The organism is Methylobacterium sp. J-048, assembly GCF_022829515.1.
Classification (GTDB): Bacteria; Pseudomonadota; Alphaproteobacteria; order Rhizobiales; family Beijerinckiaceae; genus Methylobacterium.
Genome location: NZ_JAKSYL010000134.1, coordinates 48,561 through 66,253 on the forward strand (window position 1 = coordinate 48,561; position 17,693 = coordinate 66,253).

General features: G+C 69.5%; 16 protein-coding genes. 3 read left to right on the top strand and 13 right to left on the bottom strand.

The features are described 5' to 3' along the window. Positions 1–20: 20 nt before the first annotated feature. From MKL09_RS12355 to trpA, 5 genes are all read right to left on the bottom strand, one after another. Positions 21–2,063 (bottom strand): methyl-accepting chemotaxis protein, encoded by a 2,043-nt coding sequence (locus MKL09_RS12355; RefSeq protein WP_244020475.1) that lies wholly within the window; start codon positions 2,061–2,063, stop codon positions 21–23. A 343-nt stretch (positions 2,064–2,406) separates the two neighbouring features. Beyond that, positions 2,407–3,303, bottom strand: coding sequence for an outer membrane protein (locus tag MKL09_RS12360; protein ID WP_244020476.1), 897 nt, complete (start codon positions 3,301–3,303; stop codon positions 2,407–2,409). 207 nt (positions 3,304–3,510) lie between these two features. Then, positions 3,511–4,836 carry a bifunctional folylpolyglutamate synthase/dihydrofolate synthase gene (locus tag MKL09_RS12365; protein WP_244020477.1) on the bottom strand — a complete coding sequence of 442 codons (1,326 nt, stop codon included), beginning with the start codon at positions 4,834–4,836 and terminating at the stop codon, positions 3,511–3,513. Positions 4,837–4,844: 8 nt separating this feature from the next. Then, entirely contained in the window at positions 4,845–5,741 is an 897-nt protein-coding gene (gene accD, locus MKL09_RS12370; protein WP_244020478.1) for an acetyl-CoA carboxylase, carboxyltransferase subunit beta, read from the bottom strand. A 72-nt stretch (positions 5,742–5,813) separates the two neighbouring features. Next, a complete protein-coding gene (gene trpA / locus MKL09_RS12375; RefSeq protein WP_244020479.1) occupies positions 5,814–6,653 on the bottom strand; it encodes a tryptophan synthase subunit alpha in 840 nt (279 codons plus the stop codon). A 165-nt stretch (positions 6,654–6,818) separates the two neighbouring features. On the opposite strand from trpA, the gene MKL09_RS12380 reads away from it, so the two are divergent. Together MKL09_RS12380 and MKL09_RS12385 are read left to right on the top strand one after the other, a co-directional pair. Beyond that, entirely contained in the window at positions 6,819–7,484 is a 666-nt protein-coding gene (locus tag MKL09_RS12380) for an HAD-IA family hydrolase (protein WP_244020480.1), read from the top strand. A 104-nt stretch (positions 7,485–7,588) separates the two neighbouring features. Beyond that, complete coding sequence (locus MKL09_RS12385; RefSeq protein WP_244020481.1) at positions 7,589–10,240, top strand: MGH1-like glycoside hydrolase domain-containing protein; 2,652 nt, start codon at positions 7,589–7,591, stop codon at positions 10,238–10,240. A gap of 40 nt (positions 10,241–10,280) precedes the next feature. Here MKL09_RS12385 and MKL09_RS12390 read toward each other — a convergent pair whose 3' ends face one another. Further along, positions 10,281–10,688, bottom strand: coding sequence for a MucR family transcriptional regulator (locus tag MKL09_RS12390; protein ID WP_244020482.1), 408 nt, complete (start codon positions 10,686–10,688; stop codon positions 10,281–10,283). Between the two features lie 303 nt (positions 10,689–10,991). Between MKL09_RS12390 and MKL09_RS12395 the strand changes: the two genes are divergently transcribed. Further along, a complete protein-coding gene (locus MKL09_RS12395; RefSeq protein ID WP_244020484.1) occupies positions 10,992–12,089 on the top strand; it encodes an NAD(P)/FAD-dependent oxidoreductase in 1,098 nt (365 codons plus the stop codon). 4 nt (positions 12,090–12,093) lie between these two features. Here the strand turns inward: MKL09_RS12395 and MKL09_RS12400 are convergent, their stop codons facing one another. The 7 genes from MKL09_RS12400 to MKL09_RS12430 form a co-directional block, all read right to left on the bottom strand. Continuing rightward, on the bottom strand, positions 12,094–12,810 hold the full coding sequence (locus MKL09_RS12400) for an LrgB family protein (protein WP_244020486.1): 717 nt from the start codon (positions 12,808–12,810) through the stop codon (positions 12,094–12,096). Between the two features lie 3 nt (positions 12,811–12,813). Next, positions 12,814–13,215 (bottom strand): CidA/LrgA family protein, encoded by a 402-nt coding sequence (locus MKL09_RS12405; protein ID WP_244020488.1) that lies wholly within the window; start codon positions 13,213–13,215, stop codon positions 12,814–12,816. Between the two features lie 18 nt (positions 13,216–13,233). Further along, the gene (locus tag MKL09_RS12410; protein ID WP_244020490.1) at positions 13,234–13,695 is read right to left on the bottom strand and encodes a TerB family tellurite resistance protein; all 462 of its coding nucleotides are present in this window, start codon (positions 13,693–13,695) and stop codon (positions 13,234–13,236) included. Between the two features lie 109 nt (positions 13,696–13,804). Further along, positions 13,805–14,590: a DJ-1/PfpI family protein gene (locus MKL09_RS12415; protein ID WP_244020492.1), complete on the bottom strand. Its 786-nt coding sequence runs from the start codon at positions 14,588–14,590 to the stop codon at positions 13,805–13,807. A 16-nt stretch (positions 14,591–14,606) separates the two neighbouring features. After that, positions 14,607–15,299, bottom strand: coding sequence for a thiaminase II (gene tenA / locus MKL09_RS12420; RefSeq protein ID WP_244020494.1), 693 nt, complete (start codon positions 15,297–15,299; stop codon positions 14,607–14,609). Positions 15,300–15,314: 15 nt separating this feature from the next. Continuing rightward, a complete protein-coding gene (locus tag MKL09_RS12425) occupies positions 15,315–15,989 on the bottom strand; it encodes a response regulator (RefSeq protein ID WP_007561188.1) in 675 nt (224 codons plus the stop codon). Then, positions 15,986–17,461 (bottom strand): ATP-binding protein, encoded by a 1,476-nt coding sequence (locus MKL09_RS12430; RefSeq protein ID WP_244020540.1) that lies wholly within the window; start codon positions 17,459–17,461, stop codon positions 15,986–15,988. Before MKL09_RS12430 ends, MKL09_RS12425 begins: the two co-directional genes overlap by 4 nt. Between the last annotated feature and the right edge of the window lie 232 nt (positions 17,462–17,693).

A 17,693-nucleotide genomic window follows, 5' to 3' on the forward strand; every position in this document is an offset into this window, starting at 1 on the left:
TCGGGCGGGGACACACGCTTTCAGCCGGCCTCCCGGACCTGCGTCAGGAAGGTCACGACCTCCTGGCGGAGTTCGTTGGACTTGCCGTGCAGCACGAGGGCGGCGGCGCTCACGACCTTGGCGGCGTGACCCGTCCCGTCGGCGGATTTCGACACGTCCGAGATGCTGGTCGAGACATCCCGGGTGCCGGCGGAGGCGCTCTGGATGTTCAGGGTGATCTCGCGCACCGCCGAGCCCTGGTGGTCCGCCGCCTCGCGGATCGACAGGGCCACGGCGCTGATCTTCTCGATGACATCCGATATGGCCAGGATCGCCTGGACGGCGTCCTTGGTTCCGGATTGGACGGCCTCGATCTGCTGCGCGATCTCCTCCGTCGCGCGCGCAGTCTGTCCGGCGAGTTCCTTGACCTCCGCGGCCACGATCGCGAAGCCACGCCCGGCCTCACCGGCGCGCGCCGACTCGATCGTCGCGTTGAGGGCCAGCAGGTTGGTCTTCGCAGCGATGCCCTTGATCAGCTGGATGACCTCGTCGATGCGATGGGCCGCATCGGCCAAGCCGCCGACCTTCCCGTTCGCCTCGCGCGCCTGACTCACCGCACCGCCGGTGATCTCCGCGGACAGGCCGACCTGGCGGCCGATCTCGTTGACCGACGCCAGCAATTCCTCGGCCGCCGCGGCGATCGTGCCGACATTGGCCGAGGCCTGCTCCGAGGCGGCCGCAACGGAGACGCTGCGTTCGCTGGTCGACTGGGCCTGCTTCGACAGGTCGGAAGAAGCCGTCTGCAGTTCGTCGCCGAGACCCAGGACGCTATCGGTGAGCGCCGTGATGCGGCGATCGAAATCCTCGGAATGCTGCTGGATCAGCGCCATGCGGGCTTCCTGCCCGCGCTGGAGCGCCTCCTGCTCGGCCCTCAGCCGGTCCGTCTCCCGCGCCGTGTCCCGGAACAGCGCCAGTGCCCGGCTGATCGCGCCGATCTCGTCCCGCCGCTCGGTGTTCGGGACGACGACATCGTACTGGCGGCCGATCAGAGCCCCCACGATCCGGCTTGCCGCAGCCAAGGGCTTCGCCACCAGAAGGCGCGTCACCAGGACGACCACGAGCAGGACCGCCGCGAGCAGGACGCAGCCGCGCAGGACGATCTCTCTTCGGTCCGCCTCGACAGGCTCGGACAGGACGGTCGCCGGCACGTCGACGGCCAGGGCCCACATCGTGTTCATGTTCGGCACGGTGAACGGGTAGATCAGCCGCAAGCCGCCACCGAGCCCCTCCGCGACCACGCGCATCCGGCCGTCCGTGAGGGCGGCCTTCAATTCGCTCGCGCCAACGCCGTCATACGCCTTCATCTCGAGATCCTGGCTCGGCGGAACGAGCCAGTTTCCGCCGCCGGACAGCAGCATCACGCGACCGGTGCCGAACGGGCGGAAGGCGCTGAACATCTCCTGCAGACGGCTGAGCTTGATGTCGAAGCCGGCGACGCCGACGATGCCGCCCTCCGCCCGCAGCGGTACCGAGATGGAGGTGATCAGATCGCCCTTGGTGCTCCGATACGGCTCGGTGAGCAGGCTCTTCCCCGTCGTGATCGGCACGGCATACCAGAGCTGCTTCGGGTCGATCTCGAAGGTGTTGAACGCGATCGAATCCGCCGTTGTCTTGGTCCAGTACGGCGTGAACAGGCCGGCCTTGTTGGTCGCCTCTTCCCCAGAAACTTTCGTCCCCAGGCGCCGGTCGATCGCCTCGGCGGCCCAGGAGCCGAAGAGGACCGGATAGCTCTGCAGGACGGATTTGGTGATCGCGACGACGTCGGAGCGCTTCGCCGACCCGGTGTCGATCAGGGCCGAGAGGCTCGCCGTCATGCTCACGGCCGCGGAGACGGGCTCGGCAATCTCGGTCGAGACCCGTCCGGCGAATCCGGAGGCTTGTTCCGTCGCCTGGGCCGTGACGTCCGCCCGGATGCGCGTGTCGGCACCCCATCCGGAGATCACCAGCAAGCCCAGGATGACGAGTGCCACCGCACCGCCGGTCGCGATTGCGAGCTGATTGCCCAGGCTGGTCCGGAACGTCATGCCGGTCTCCGAATCGCTGCTCTTCGGCTAAGCTTATAGGCGGCGATCTAAAGACGTCAAAAAAAGAGACACGGCAAACAACAGCAGAGCCATGAAACTCGAAATCTAAACGTCAATACCTTTAAGCAAAGACACTATATTTATTAAAATTTATACCGAGGTCAGATTTTTGAATGAATATCATTCGATATTCACCTGACCTTCCATTTGCATGCTTCATCCAACAAAAAAGATCCCGGGCGCGGGGCCCGGGATCCTGTTCGATCTTGGAGTCTCTCACACCCCCCTCCGCACGGTCCCGTGCGGAGGGGGGCCCGACCGGCGGACGGCGTGTGCGTAGCTCTTAGTACGAGCCGAACTTGTAGTTCAGGCCGGCGCGGACGACGGCGAAGTCGTTCGTGTTGCGGCTGGTGTTGCCGGTGACGGCGTAGACCGGCAGGACGGCGCCGGTGTTGACGGAGGCGCCGACCAGCGGCAGGCCGGTGCGGTTGCGGTCCAGGCTCACGTACAGACCTTCGACCTTGAACGTCACGGCCGACGAGCGGAAGAAGTTCAGGAACGAGTCGGTGGGGAGCGCGAACTCGGCGCCGCCGCCGACGGTGTAGCCGGTCTTGAAGTCGTCGCGACGGCCAGCGAAGTTCTGGAAGGCGACGCCCTGGGTGCCCTGGTCGCCGGTGGCGTAAGCGAAACCGCCGGTGGCGTACACGAGGGTCTTGTCGAAGGCGTAGCCGAGACGGCCGCGCACGGTGCCGAAGAAGTCCAGCGTGTTCAGGGTGCCGTTGACCGGGATGAAGCCCGGGTTGATCGCGGCGGCGTTCGTAGCGTAGCGCGGACGGCCACCGAAATCGAGGTACTGCGCGTCGGCCTCGAAGCCGATCACGACGCCCGAGCCCGGGGTGAACTGATAGTTATAGCCGATCTGGCCACCGCCGGAGAAACCTTCACGGTTGTTCTTGTTGTAGATCAGCGTGGAGCCGAGCGGCGCCAGGGCGCGGTAGGGCACGAGGCCGCCGGCGCCGAGCACGGCCGGGCTACCGGCGGTCTGGACGAAGCCGCGGTTGTTGTCGCCGCTGCTGGCGTCGAAGGCGTAGCCGGCGTTGATACCGAAGTAGAAGCCGGTCCAGGTGAACACCGGAACGGGGGTGAACACCGGCGGCGCAGCGCGGCGCGGCAGGTCGGCCGCAGCGGCGGCGGCGGTGAGCGCCGTGAACGCCGCGAGAGAAGTGAGAAGCGTCTTCATTACTGTGATCCCCAGCACAAGCCCGATCGACGCCAAGGCTAGGCGAAGGGACCGACCAAGGATGTAGCTTCGCTGCCACAGCCGGGGGAAAGCGTGGCCGTGAGCGGCATTTCGGACCGTCGAATGCGGCGAATCGGCGGCGATGAACGGGCCGTTAACCAAACATCCGGAAAAATCCAGGGCTTGGGATAAGAATCGGGCTGCGCCTCAGACGGGCGGCGTATCGTTGGCGGCGAGCACCAGCCCGGCCAGGTAGAGCGAGCCGCAGATCAGGATCCGCGGCGGCTGCTCGAAGGCGATGTCCTTCACCTGACCCAGTGCCGCCTCGATGCTCGGGGCGGTCCGGGTCGAGAGGCCGACGCCTTCGCCGATCCGCGCCACCTCCTCGGCCGGCCGCGCGGCCATCGAGGTGGTGATCGGGACCGCGATCAGCGCCCGCGCCAGGCCGACGAAGTTGCGCAGGAAGCCGTCCGCGTCCTTCGTGCTGAGCAGGCCGACGATCAGCACCAGCGGCACGTCGCTGCGCTCACCGAGATCGGCCATGGCGGCGGCGAGGATCCGGCCGCCATCGATGTTGTGGCCGCCGTCGAGCCACAGTTCGGCCCCGGGATCGAGCTGGGCGGCAAGCCGCCCACGGCCGAGCCGCTGCAGCCGCCCGGGCCAATCGACCTCGACGAGGCCCCGCTCCAGGGCGGCGTTGCCGATGTCGCCGAACCCGGCCGCCCGAAGCGCCGTGATCGCGGTTGCGGCGTTGACCAATTGGTGGCGCCCGGCCAGTCGCGGCCTGGGCAGGTCGAACAAGTCGATCTCGTCCTGGTAGACCATGCGGCCGCGCTCGTCATGCGCGGAGAAATCCTGGTTGCCGATCAGGATCGGGGTCGCGCCCACGGCTTCGGCGTGGCGGCAGAGCACGGCGTCGGCCTCGGCATAGTCCTGCGCGGCGATCACGGCGGGGCAGCCGCGCTTGAAGATCCCGGCCTTCTCGGCGGCGACCGACTCGACCGTATCGCCGAGATACTCGGCATGGTCGCGCCCGATCGGGGTCACGACCGCGCAGGCCGGCTGCGCGATGACGTTGGTGGCATCGAGCCGTCCGCCGAGACCGACTTCCAGCAGCAGCACGTCGGCCCGGCTCTCGGAGAACAGCAGCAAAGCCGCCGCCGTGGTGATCTCGAACATGGTGATCGGCTCGCCGGCATTGGCGGCCTCGCAGCGCGAGAACGCGTCGGCCAGCCGGTCCTCGTCCACGAACTGGCCGCCGCCGATCCCGCCGAGCCGGATCCGCTCGTGGAACCGGACGAGGTGGGGCGAGGTGTAGACGTGCGCGGCCAGGCTCCCGGCCTCGAGGATCGCCCGCATGAACGCGATGGTCGAGCCCTTGCCGTTGGTCCCGGCGACGTGGATCACCGGCGGCAGGCGCCGTTCCGGATGGTTCAGCCGGGCCAGCAGCCGCTCGATCCGGCCCAGCGACAGGTCGATGGTGCGCGGATGGAGCGCGAGGAATCGCGCCATGAGGGCATCGGAGGAGGCCATGCGGCGGGCTAGGCCGCGGCCTGGGCGGGACCCGGCGCGTCCTGCGTCGCGGCGTTGGTCAGCAGGCCGCAGAGGCGCGTGATCGTCTCCTTCAGGGCGTGCCGATGGACCACCTGGTCGACCATGCCGTGGTCGCGCAGGTATTCCGCCCGCTGGAACCCGTCCGGCAGCTTCTCCCGGATGGTCTGCTCGATCACCCGGGGACCGGCGAAGCAGATCAGCGCTCCCGGCTCGGCCAGATGCACGTCGCCGAGCATCGCGTAGGAGGCGGTGACGCCGCCGGTGGTCGGGTTGGTCAGCACCACGATGTAGGGCAGCCGCGCGGCGTTGAGCCGGCGCACCGCCACGGTGGTGCGGGGCATCTGCATGAGGGACAGGATGCCCTCCTGCATGCGCGCGCCGCCGGAGGCTGAGAACAGCACGTAGGGGGTGCGCTTCTCCAGGGCGGTCTCGGCGCCACGCACGAAGGCCTCGCCCGCCGCCATGCCCAGCGAGCCGGCCATGAAGCCGAATTCCTGTGCCGCCAGGGTCATGGGCAGGCCGCCGACCCGACCGAAGCCGATCTTGAACGCGTCCTGCAGGCCCGTCTTGGCGCGAGCCTCCTTGAGCCGGTCGACGTAGCGCTTCTCGTCGCGGAACTTCAGCGGGTCGGTGGCGACCTCGGGGAGCGCCACGTCGATCCAGGTGCCGCCGTCGAACATCATCTTGAGCCGCGCCGCGGCGCTCATTTTCAGATGGTGCTCGGAGCCCGGTATCACCCAGTGATTGGCCTCCACCTCCTTGTGGAACACCATCTGGCCGGTATCCGGGCACTTGACCCAGAGGTTCTCCGGCGTCTCGCGCTTGAACAGGGTCTTGATCCGGGGGCGAACCACCTCCGAGATCCAGTTCATCGGTTCGACCATCGACTCGCGTCCGTTCGTTCTAAGCTCGCGCTGATATCAGGTGACGTAGCCCCCGGCGCCAGGGGGCGCGGTTCAGGCGGCCCGCTCGACTCCGCCCGCGCGCACGCCGGCGGCGAGTTCCCGGACCAGCTCCGCCACGGCCGGGACCGTGCCGGCCTGGGGCCGGCCCTCGGAATCCAGCGAGCGGACCAGGGTGTCCACCAGCGCCGAACCGACCACGACGCCGTCGGCGCCCTTGGCGATCGCCGTCGCGTGGGCGCCGGTCTTCACCCCGAAGCCCACCACCACGGGCAGGTCGGTGTGGCGGCGGATGCGGGCGACCGCCTCCGAGACCTTGCCGAAATCGGGGGTCGCCGTCCCGGTGATGCCGGTGATCGACACGTAGTAGACGAAGCCCGCGGTGTTCGCGAGCACGGCCGGCAGGCGGCGCTCGTCGGTGGTCGGCGTGGCGAGCCGGATGAAGGCTAGGCCCTTGGCGAGCGCCGGCAGGCACAGCTCGGAATCCTCCTCCGGGGGCAGATCGACCACGATGAGCCCGTCGACCCCGGCCGCCACCGCGTCATCAAGGAAGCGCTCGACCCCGTAGGTGTGGATCGGGTTGAAGTAGCCCATCAACACGATCGGCGTGCCGTCATTCTCGGTGCGGAAGCGACGCACGAGGTCGAGGGTACCGGCGACCCCCTGGCCAGCCTTGAGGGCGCGCAGACCCGCGGCCTGGATCGCCGGGCCGTCCGCCATCGGGTCGGTGAACGGCAGGCCGAATTCCAGGATGTCGGCGCCGGCGCCGGGGAGTGCCTTCAGGACTTCGAGGGACGTCTCCGGGTCGGGATCGCCCGCCATCACGTAGGTGACGAGGACGGCCCGGTTCTCCGCGCGGGCGCGGGCGAAAGTGGCGTCGATGCGGCTCGGCATGGATCTGATACGGGTTTTCGCGAGTACGGACCGGATCCGGTCCAGGGTTGTATCCGCGCTACACCATCGGGATCGGCCCGTGAAGCGGGCGGCCTCGGCCGAGCGGGCAGCCGCCGTGCGCCCGGCGCGGTTGTCGGTCCGCCCGCGCCCGCGTAGCGCTGGGCCATGACCGACACGCCTCTCCCGACGCGCCGCTTCGCCGCGTTCCTATTCGACATGGACGGCACGATCATCAGCTCGATCGCCTCGGCGGAACGGGCCTGGACGCGCTGGGCGCAAGGCCACGGCCTCGACGTGGCGAGCTTCCTGCCGACCATCCACGGAATCCGCTCGGTGGATACGATCCGCCGGCTCGGCCTGCCCGGGGTCGATCCGGAAGCAGAGGCTGCGGCGATCACCCGGGCGGAGATCGCAGATGTCGGCGACATCGCCGAGATCCCGGGGGCCCGGGCCTTCCTGCGGGCGCTGCCGTCGGAGCGCTGGGCGATCGTGACCTCGGCGCCCCGGGAACTCGCCCTGCGCCGCCTGGAGGCCGCCGCCATGCCGGTCCCGGCCCTGCTGGTCGCAGCAGAGGATATCGGCCAGGGCAAGCCGGCGCCGGATTGTTTTCTGCTGGGCGCCGAGCGCCTCGGGGTCGCGGCCGCGGATTGCCTGGTGTTCGAGGACGCGCCGGCCGGGATCCGGGCGGGCGCGGCGGCGGGCGCCGAGGTCGTGGTGGTCACCGCAACCCATCATGCGCCGATCGCGACGCGGCACGCGACGATCCCGGATTATCGCACGCTCACGGTCGATGCGGCTCCGGACGGGTTGCGCATCGTCTCCGGCGGCTGACCACCTGCTCGATACGGTCGGCGCCTCGACGTTGACTTCTCGCCGTCGAACCACGGCAGTATCCAAGCGCAAATCCAAAAAATGAGCGCGGGAGCATCGAGCGCATGACCAAGCCGAACGGCGTCCCCGATCTCTTCGACACCGTCGAGGGACAGCGGCTGGTGCAGGCGCGGACCGACCCGGCCTGGCGGCGCTGGGGGCCGTATCTCAGCGACCGGCAATGGGGCACGGTGCGAGAGGATTACAGCGCCGACGGCGAGGCCTGGGATTCCTTGCCCCACGACCATGCCCGCTCCCGGGCCTATCGCTGGGGCGAGGACGGGATCGGCGGCTTCGGCGACCGGCACCTGAACTGGTGCCTGGCGCTCGCCCTGTGGAACGGCCGCGATCCGATCCTCAAGGAGCGCCTATTCGGCCTCACCAACGCCGAGGGCAACCACGGCGAGGATGTGAAGGAGCTGTACTACTACCTCGACGGCGTCCCGACCCACGCCTTCATGCGGATGCTGTACAAGTACCCGCAGGGCGCGTTCCCCTACGAGGGCCTGCTCGAGGAGAACCGTCGCCGCGGCCTCGACGATCCGGAATTCGAGCTGCTCGACACCGGCCTGTTCGCGGAAAGCCGCTACTTCGATGTCGAGATCGCCTACGCCAAGGCCGGCCCCGACGACGTGCTGATGCGGGTCACCGCCACCAATCGCGGGCCCGATCCCGCCGACCTCACCCTGCTGCCGCAGCTCTGGGCGCGGAACCTGTGGTCGTGGAAGGCCGGGACGGTCAAGCCGGAGCTGGAAGCGGGCTCGGACGGGTCGGTCTGGGCGCGCCATCCGGCCATGCCGCCGATGCGCTTCTTCGCCGAGGGCGCGGCCGAGCTGCTGTTCACCGAGAACGAGACCAACACCCACCGGCTCTACGGCAGCGGCCCGGAGGCGGGCTTCTACAAGGACGGGATCGACCGGCGCGTCGTGCAGGGCGAGGCCGGCGCGGCCAACCCCCTGTCGGGTACCAAATGCGCGGCCCGGTACGACCTCCATCTCGGGCCAGGGGAGAGCCGCACCCTGCGGCTGCGGCTGCGCCCCGAGACCGCGCCGGGCGAGGCGTTCGCCGATTTCGACGCGGTGTTCGCGACCCGCGAAGCCGAGGCGGACGCGTTCTACGCCGCCCTGCAGGCGTCGATCGCCGACCCCGAGATGCGGCTGGTCCAGCGGCAGGGGCTCGCCGGCATGCTCTGGTCGAAGCAGCTCTACCATTACGACGTGCGCGAGTGGCTGGCCGGCGATCCGGCCCAGCCGGCCCCCTCCCCCGCGCGCCGGCACGGCCGCAACGCCGATTGGGCGCATCTGCGCGCCAACGACATCATCTCGATGCCCGATGCCTGGGAATATCCCTGGTTCGCCTCCTGGGACCTCGCGCTCCAGGCGATCGTGTTCGCGCTGATCGATCCCGATTTCGCCAAGAACCAGCTGCTTCTCCTGGTGGACGAGGCCTACGCCCACCCGAACGCCGCACTGCCGGCCTATGAATGGGGGTTCGGGGATGCCAACCCGCCGATCCACGGGCTCGCCGCCTGGCGGGTGTTCGAGCTGGACCGGGCGCTCACCGGCACGCCCGACCACGTCTTCCTCAAGCGCATCTTCAACAAGCTGACCCTGAACTTCACCTGGTGGGTGAACCGGAAGGATTCCGACGACCGCAACCTGTTCCAGGGCGGTTTCCTCGGCCTCGACAATATCGGCATCTTCGACCGCTCGAAGCCGGTCGGCGACGGTGCCACCCTCACCCAGTCGGACGCGACCGCCTGGATGGCGGCCTACGCGCTGAACCTGATGCGCATCGCCATCGAGCTGGCGCTTCAGGACCCGACCTACGAGGACATGGCGGAAAAGTTCTTCGAGCACTTCCTGCTCATCGCGGCGGCGACCGGCGACGGCGTCTGGGACGAGGCGGACGGGTTCTTCTACGACGTGATCGAAGCCCGCGACGGCAGCCGCCTGCCGATCCGGGTGCGGACCATGGTCGGGCTGATCCCGATCTTCGCGGTCACCACGATCAGCGCGCACGATCTGGACAGGCTGCCCGCGCTCCGGAACCGGATGCGGTTTTTCCTGGAGAACCGCCCGGACCTCGCGGCCCTGGTCTCCCGCTGGAGCGTGCCCGGCGAAGGCCAGACCGTGCTGCTGTCGCTGCTGCGCGGGCACCGGCTGAAGGCCCTGCTGCACCGGGCCCTCGACCCGGCGGAGTTCCTGTCGGATCACGGGCTGCGGGCGGTCTCGCGCAGCTACGAGGACCAGCCGTTCTGCTTCCCCTGGAACGGACGGGACATGGGGCTCGCCTACGAGCCGGCGGAATCGCGTTCACGCCTGTTCGGCGGCAACTCCAACTGGCGCGGGCCGGTCTGGATGCCGGTCAATTACCTGCTGATCGCCGGGCTGAACCAGTTCTTCGCCTATTACGGCCCGGATTTCCGCGTGGAGGCGCCCACCGGCTCGGGCCGGACCTCCTCGCTCCGGGAGATCGCGGACAACCTCTCGCGGCGGCTCATCGGCCTCTCGGCCCGCGGCCCGGACGGGCATCGGCCGGTCTACGGGGACAGCCGGATCGAGCAGGACGACCCGCATTTCCGCGATCTGGTGCTGTTCTACGAGTATTACGACGGCGATACCGGCCGAGGGGTCGGCGCCTCGCATCAGACCGGCTGGTCCGGCCTCGTGGCTCTGCTGATTCAGGAGGTTTCGGCAGCGGAGAGCCGGCCGTGACGCGCACGGCCGGCCCTGCCCGACACGACCGAAACCGTCGTTATTCCGCCGCCTGCTGCATCCGCAACTTCTGGCCGAGGCCGATCTCCCGCGAAATCTTCGAGCGCCGGGCGCTGTAGGCCGCCGAGACCAGCGGGTAATCCACCGGCAGGCCCCACTTGGCCTTGTAGGCCTCCGGGGTGAGACCGCGCAGGGTCAGGTGCCGGCGCAAGGCCTTGTAGGACTTGCCGTCCTCGAAGCTCATGATCGTGTCCGGCCGGATCGAAGCACGGATCTGCGCCTCGGTGGGCCGCTTAATCTGCCGTTCCACCGGCGCGTCGAGCGCCGTGATCGAGCGGTGGACCTCGGACAGAAGGCTCGGGAGAACGGCGGCCGGCACGCTGTTCTTGGTGACGTAGGCGCTTAGGATCTTGGCGGCGAGTTCGACGCTCGGTGAGGTCGTCAGCATAGTCATCTCCTCAGGTTTTCAGTCGGAAGATGCGGCTTCGTCCGGTCGCTAGGCGGCAGTTCTGTCGGCTGCCGGTGATGGAGTCCGGAATAGAAATCCGGTCCGCCGTCCGGCAGCGCGTGGTGGCATTATGCGCTGGCTCGCTACGCTTACAACCACTGCGAGCATCTATTGCGCGGCTGTTTCTACTTAGAATTGATAATTCAGGTCAATGTCGAATTAACAGGCGGCCTATGCGGCAGCGCGGGTGCGGTATTGAAGAATCACCGGCCCCTGTAGGAACGAGAATCGAAAGGATTGCGCATGGAGGTTCTGGTCGTCGGTGCCGGTGTCGTCGGCCTGGCCATAGGGCGGGCCTTCGCCCAGCGCGGGCATGCCGTCATCGTCGCAGAAGCGGAGGATGCGTTCGGGACCGGCGTCTCGGCGCGCAGCTCCGAGGTGATCCATGGCGGCATGTATTACCCATCCGATTCCGCGCGCGCCCTCCACTGCGTCGATGGCGCCGCCAAGTTGTACAACTTCTGCGTGAATCATGGGGTGCCGCACCGCGCCTGCGGCAAGTTGATCGTGGCCGCGGACGACGCGGAAGCCGAGACGATCGCGGCGATCCGGCGGCAAGGTGAGGCGAACGGCGTCCCCGGCCTGGAACTGCTCGATGCCGCGGCGGCCAGACGGCTGGAGCCCGCGCTCGCCTGCACGCTGGCCCTGCATTCGCCCCGGACCGGTATCGTCGACAGCCACGCGCTGATGCTGGCGCTCCTCGGGGTGATCGAGGATCACGGCGGCGCGCTGGCCCTGCGCACGCCGGTGGATCGCCTGTCCCGGCGGGACGGCCGGTGGCACGCGGCGTTCGGGGGCAGCGAGCCGGGGGAGATGGCCTTCGACGCGGTGATCAACACCGCGAGCTTCGGGGCGCCCGCCCTTGCGGCGCGGACGGAGGGCTATCCGGCCGAGCGGGTGCCGGTGCTGCGCCTGGCCCGGGGAAACTACTTCGGCTGCACCGGCAAGCCGGCCTTCTCGCGGTTGATCTATCCGGCGCCGCGCATCGACGGCGGCCTGGGCATCCACCTCACCCTCGATCTGGCCGGCCGCACCCGCTTCGGGCCGGATGTGGAATGGGTCGACACGGTCGATTACCGAGTGGACCCGCGGCGGGCGGACAGCTTCTACGGCGCGATCCGTCGCTACTGGCCGGGCCTGCCGGACGGGGCGCTGTATCCGGACTATGCCGGGCTGCGCCCGAAGCTCACCGGCCCGGGCGAGCCCGCGGCGGATTTCCGGATCGACGGCGCGGCCGAGCATGGGCTGCCCGGGATCGTCCACCTGTTCGGGATCGAGAGCCCGGGCCTGACGTCGAGCCTGTCGCTCGCGGACGCGATCGTCGGGCAGCTCGACGGCTGACGCCTCAGAACAGCAGGTGAAGCGCCAGGGGTGCCAAGATCGCGGTCAGGAAGGCGTTGAGCCCCATGGCGATGCCCGCGAAGGTACCGGCGGTCTCGCTCACCTGGAAGGCCCGGGCGGTGCCGATGCCGTGGGCCGCGAGCCCGACCGCAAAACCGCGGGCGCGCATGTCGCGGATCCGCAGGAGGTTCATCATCGGCGTCACCAGGATCGCCCCGATGATGCCGGTGAGGATCACCAGGATCGCGGTGAGCGTCGGGTCGCCGCCCAGCGCCTCGGCGATGCCCATGGCGACCCCAGAGGTCACGGATTTCGGCGCCAGCGAGATCAGGATCGGCTGCGGGATGTCGAGCAGCCGCGCCAGCACGATGACGACGGCGAGCGTCGTGGCTGCCCCGGCCATCAGGGCGGCCAGCATCGGCACCAGGGCGCGCAGGACCGTCGCCCGGCGCTCGTAGAGGGGCATGGCGAGCACCACGGTCGCCGGCCCGAGCAGGAAGTGGACGAACTGCGCACCCTCGAAATAGGTCGGATACGGCGTCCCCGTCACCGCCAGGACGGTGCCGACCAGGATCACCGTGATCAGCACCGGGTTGGCAATCGGGTGGCGGTCGGTGGCGGCGGCGATCCGGTCGGCCAGGACGTAGGAGGTCAGCGTCACGGTCAGCCACAGCAGCGGCGTGCCGGCGAGGTAGACCCAGAGCGAGAAGTCGCCAGCCATGGCTCAAGCCTCCCCGTCGGGCCGCCGCCGCTCGACGCAAGACGCGACGGCGCGGAACACCAGCACGGTCACCAGCAGCGACAGGGCGGTGGAGACCACCAGCACGATGGCGAGCTTGAGCCCCTGCGCCCGGAGCAGATCGAGACGGCCGACGACGCCCACGCCGGCCGGCACGAACATCAGCGACAGGTTCATCAGAAGCCCCCGCGCCGTCGATTCGAGGGTGCCGTCGGTGAGCGGCTTCGGCAGGACGCGCGGCAGGCCGATTCGGCTGTCGCGCAGCAGCAGGAAGCCGAACATCAGCCCCATGCCGATCACCGGGCCCGGGATCGGCACGCCGGCCCCCCGGGCCAGGACCTCGCCGACGAGCTGGGCGAGCAGGATCAGCGCGAGGCTGGCGATCATCGTCCGGGACCCGTGCGGTCAGACGGCGCCGACGCCGTGCTGCCCGGTCCGCCGGGCCGCGGTGACCGCCGCCTCGTCGAAGCCGAGCAGCCGGCCGAGGCGCTCGACCAGCGCCTCCTCGAACTCGTCCACAGTCCCATCCGCGGCGGCCACCGACCAGGCCATGGTCAGCAGCTCCTGCCGCTCGGCCTTGTTGGCCTCGTGCGGGATCATCTCAACGAGGCTCGCCACGTCGCGGGTCTCGGCGTCGATGGCGGCGGCGCGCTCGATCAACGCCCGGGCGGCGTCCGGCCCGTCGGCGTAGCGGCCCTGCACGATCCGGGACAGACGCTCGCTCTCGGCGGGCGCCAGGATGCCGTCGACCCGGGCGACGTGCACGAGGAGCGCCGTTGCCGCGAGATGCGTGTCGTCCACCGGCTCGGAGGCGCCGACGCCGAGGGCCTCGGTCGCGTAGGCGCGCAGGCGTGCGATCAGGGACATGTCGGCTCCGGGGGTTCCTGCCGGGACAGTTCGGTTCGTGCGAGGCCCCGTCAAGGACGCCGTATCACGTGGGCGGGCAGCGTGGCGCGGCTGCATCGCTTTCGGAGGCTCAGCCCCGCGCGGCCTCGGTCGCCCCCGCGACGAGCGGCGCCAGGATCGGGTCGGCGGCGCGCACGATCGCCGGCCCGGCTTGCGCGGGGGTGCCCGCCTGGAAGGGCGGCTCCGGCGCGTATTCGGCAACGAGCTGCGCGGTGCGGGCGTAATCGGGGCCGCGCAGGCGGGCGGCCAAAGCCAGGGCGAGGTCGAGCCCGGCCGAGATGCCGGCGCCGGTGGCGCGGTTGCGGTCGAACACGACGCGCTCGGCGACAGGGACGGCGCCGAGCAGCGGCAGCACCGCGTCGCGCACGCACCAATGCGAGGTGGCGCGATAGCCCCTGAGCAGGCCGGCCGCGCCCAGGATCAGCGAGCCGGTGCAGACGCTCGTAACCCATGCTGCACGGAGCGCCTGCTCGCGCAGGAAGGCCAGCATGGCCGCGTCGCGCATCTGTTCGGGGGTGCCGTCGCCGCCGGGAACCAGCAGGACGTCGAGATCGCGCGGGCAGGTCGCGAACGTGTGGGTCGCCACCAGGCTCAGGCCGGTATCGCTGGCGATCGGGCCTTCGGATCTGGCGACGAGATAGAGGCTGCCGGGGGCGAGGCCGGCGAGCAGCGCCTGGGGGCCGACCAGGTCGAGGGCGGTCATGCCCGGATACAGGATCATGGCGATCCGGACCGGACGGTCCTGCGGGATCGAGCCCGGCGCCTCGGCGGCGCCGGATCTGGCTGGCGCGAGAGTGACCGCGGCGGCGGCGGTCGCCGCCAGGATCGCCCGCCGGCTGAGGTCCGGCGGCGTCACGACCGGACCGGAACGGTCACAGCGGCCACGCCGCATCCCGATAGGCGCTGTCCCAGAACAGCCATTCGAGGCGGGTGGCCTGCGTGAAGGCGTCGTGCATGCGCGCGCGCACCACCGGCGACGCCTGCTCCGCGGCCCGGTCGGTGGCGGCGATCATCCCGGCCACGGCCTCGGCGAACTCCTCGCCCGCGTAGGTGTCGATCCAGGCCCGGTACGGGTTGTTGGCGGCAGCGCGGGCGAAGATGTTGTCGCCCACCGCCTTGTAGATCCAGAAGCACGGCAGCAGGGCCGCGCACAGTACCTCGAACGGTTCGGCATAGGCCGTGGCGAGGAGGTAGGACACGTAGTGGTGGCAGGCCGGGGTCAGCGCGGTGCCCGCGAAGGTTTCCGGATCGATCCCGTAGTCGCGGAAGAAGCCGCCGTGGAGCGCGCGCTCGACCACGATGGCGTCCTGCGCGGCGCGGGAGAACTGGACGATGCCGTCCGGGTCCGGCGCCTTCGCGGCGGCGAGGCTGAGCGCCCGGCCGAAGCCGATCAGGTAATGTGCGTCCTGCACGATGTAGTGGCGGAAGCGATCCTGCCGCAGCGTGCCGGCCGCCAACTCGGCGTTGAACGGCATCGTCCGGATGGTCTCGTAGGCGGCCGCGTTGCGCGCCCACGCATCGCGGGAGAAAGCGTTCGGGCCACCGTCACCGTCGGTCAAAGGCATCTCCGGGATCCGTTGCTAACCCTGCCGCTGGGCGTGGGTGACGGCCACGTGGATCAGCTCGGCGAGGGTCCGCACGCCGAGCTTCTGGCGCATCTGCGAGCAGGCATTGGTGACGGTCTTGTAGCTCACCGACAGGTCGGCGGCGATCGCCCCGTAGGAGCGGCCCTGGGCCAGCCGCGCCAGGATCTGCTGCTCGCGAGGGGTAAGCTGGGATTCCGGTGTCCGGCGCGCGTCGGCACGCAGCATCGCGACCTCGGTGGCGAGCCGGCGGTCGAGATAGACCTCGCCGACCCGGACCTTGCCGAACGCCTCGAACAGCTCGGCCGAGGCGTGGTCCTTCAGCACGTAGCCGAGCGCCCCGGCCTCCAGCGCACGCGCAACGATCACCGGATCGTTGTGCATGCTGAAGACCAGGATGCGCGTCTCCGGGGCGACCGCGCGGATGCGGCGGATCAGGCCGAGCCCGGCCATGCCGCTGCCCTGGAAGGTCAGGTCGCAGATCACCACCGGCGGGCGCAGCCGGTGGAAGATCCGGTAGCCGCCGACCACCGTGGTCGCCTCCGCGATGGTCTCGACCCCGGAATCCTCAAGGACCCGTCGACAGCCCTGCAGGACGATCGGGTGATCGTCGATCACGAGGACCGGCAGGCGTGTGGCGGCGGCGTCGATCTGGGAGGCGATGGCGTTCATGCGCTCGGCGCGTTGTTGTTCTCGTCGACCCGCTCCGGCGGAACGGGGATCGTGATCTTGACGATTGCTCCGGGGCCGGCATTGTCAAGGGCGAAGGTCCCGTCCAGTGCCTCGACGCGCTCACGCATCCCCGACAGACCGAGTCCGGTGCGATGTTCGAGCGGGATTCCCGTACCGTCGTCGCGGATCGTGACACGCAGGGTTCCGTTGGCTTCGATCGCCTCGGCCTCGATCCGGCTGGCGCCGCCGTGCCGCACAGCGTTGGTCGCGCTCTCCTGCACGCAGCGGTAGACCGTGAGGTCCACGAGGTCGCCGTAGCCGCGGGCCAGCCCGTCGAAACGGCCGACGAAGGCCGTGCCGGGATGCCGCTGACCGAAGCCGCGCAGCAGTAGGTCGAGGCAGGTGGCGAGCGGCGCCTGCCCGAGCCCGTGCGGACGCAGGCGGTTCAGCAACTCCCGATTGACGGTCTGGACCTGCCCGACAATGGCGCTGATCTCGGCCGCCCGCGTGGCGAGCTTCTCGCGGCTGGGTTCGGCCGGACCGGTGGCGATCCGGGCGATCGAGGCGGCGTTGGCTTCCAGAGCGAACAGGCACGGGCCGAACTCGTCGTGAAGTTCCAGGGCGGTGCGGCGCCGCTCGTCGTCCTGAGCGGTAAGCAGCTGGCGGTTGAGGCGGCCGTTGGCGGCGCGCACCTCGCTCAGGGCTTCGGCGACCTTGTTGAACCGCTCGGCGATCACGGCCAATTCGCGGGCGCCCGGCGTCTCCAGCCGCGCGGTGTAATCGTGGTGCTCCAGCTGGGTCAGGCCGGCGCCGAGACGCTGCAGCGGCGCCAGGATGCGGCCCAGCGCGAGATAGAGCGCGATCAGCATCGCGGCATTGATCGCCAGGGTGGTCATCGAGAGCGCCCGGGCATAGCCCCAGATCTCGTCGATCTCATCCATCGGCTGGGTGGTGATCTGCGCGGTGCCCAGCGTCTGGTCGTTGACCACGATCGGCAGGGTGTGGCGCTCGATCGGCGGCATGATCAGGTCGGCGAACCAGCGCGGCGCCTCGCGCTCGGACTTTTGCGGCGGCATCGGCTTGCCGACCTGGTCGCCGTCCGGCTCGAGGACCGCGACCCGGACGTGGCGCAGGGTCTTGAAGCGCAGGTCCAAGGTCTGGAGCAGCGTATCCGGCGATGCGGTGTCCGACAGGCGGATCGTGTCGGCGACCAGGGACTCGACGGTGGCGAGGGAGGCGCGGGTCTCGACCCGCACCGCATTGCGGGCGTTCAGCACGATCACCCCGCAGGAGATCAGGGCCGCCAGAGCGTCGATGAACAGCACCACGGCGACGAGCCGCGCCCGGGTCGACCAGCCGGCCCAGGGCCAGAAGCCGGAGAGGCGCTCTTTCGGCGGCGCCTCAGAAGTCGGAAGCAGGGTCGGTGTCGTATCCACGGTCAGACGCATAGCGGGCGTATCACCGAAGTCCATGCCCCGGCCCGGCGCGGAAGAGCGGTTCATCCGCCCCGCCGGGGTGAAACCGATGACGGATTCTTAAGCGGCTTCAGCTTATCTTGTGGATAGCCGATCCTCGACTGACCGGGCACGCAATTCGAGCCGACATCTTTGCGCCGTATTGCGGTTCCTCTATCGACTCTAGAGTCGACCCATCTCCGAATAACGGAGAGAGGCGGCCGGTCATGGGGAGCCCGGTCGCGCGCGT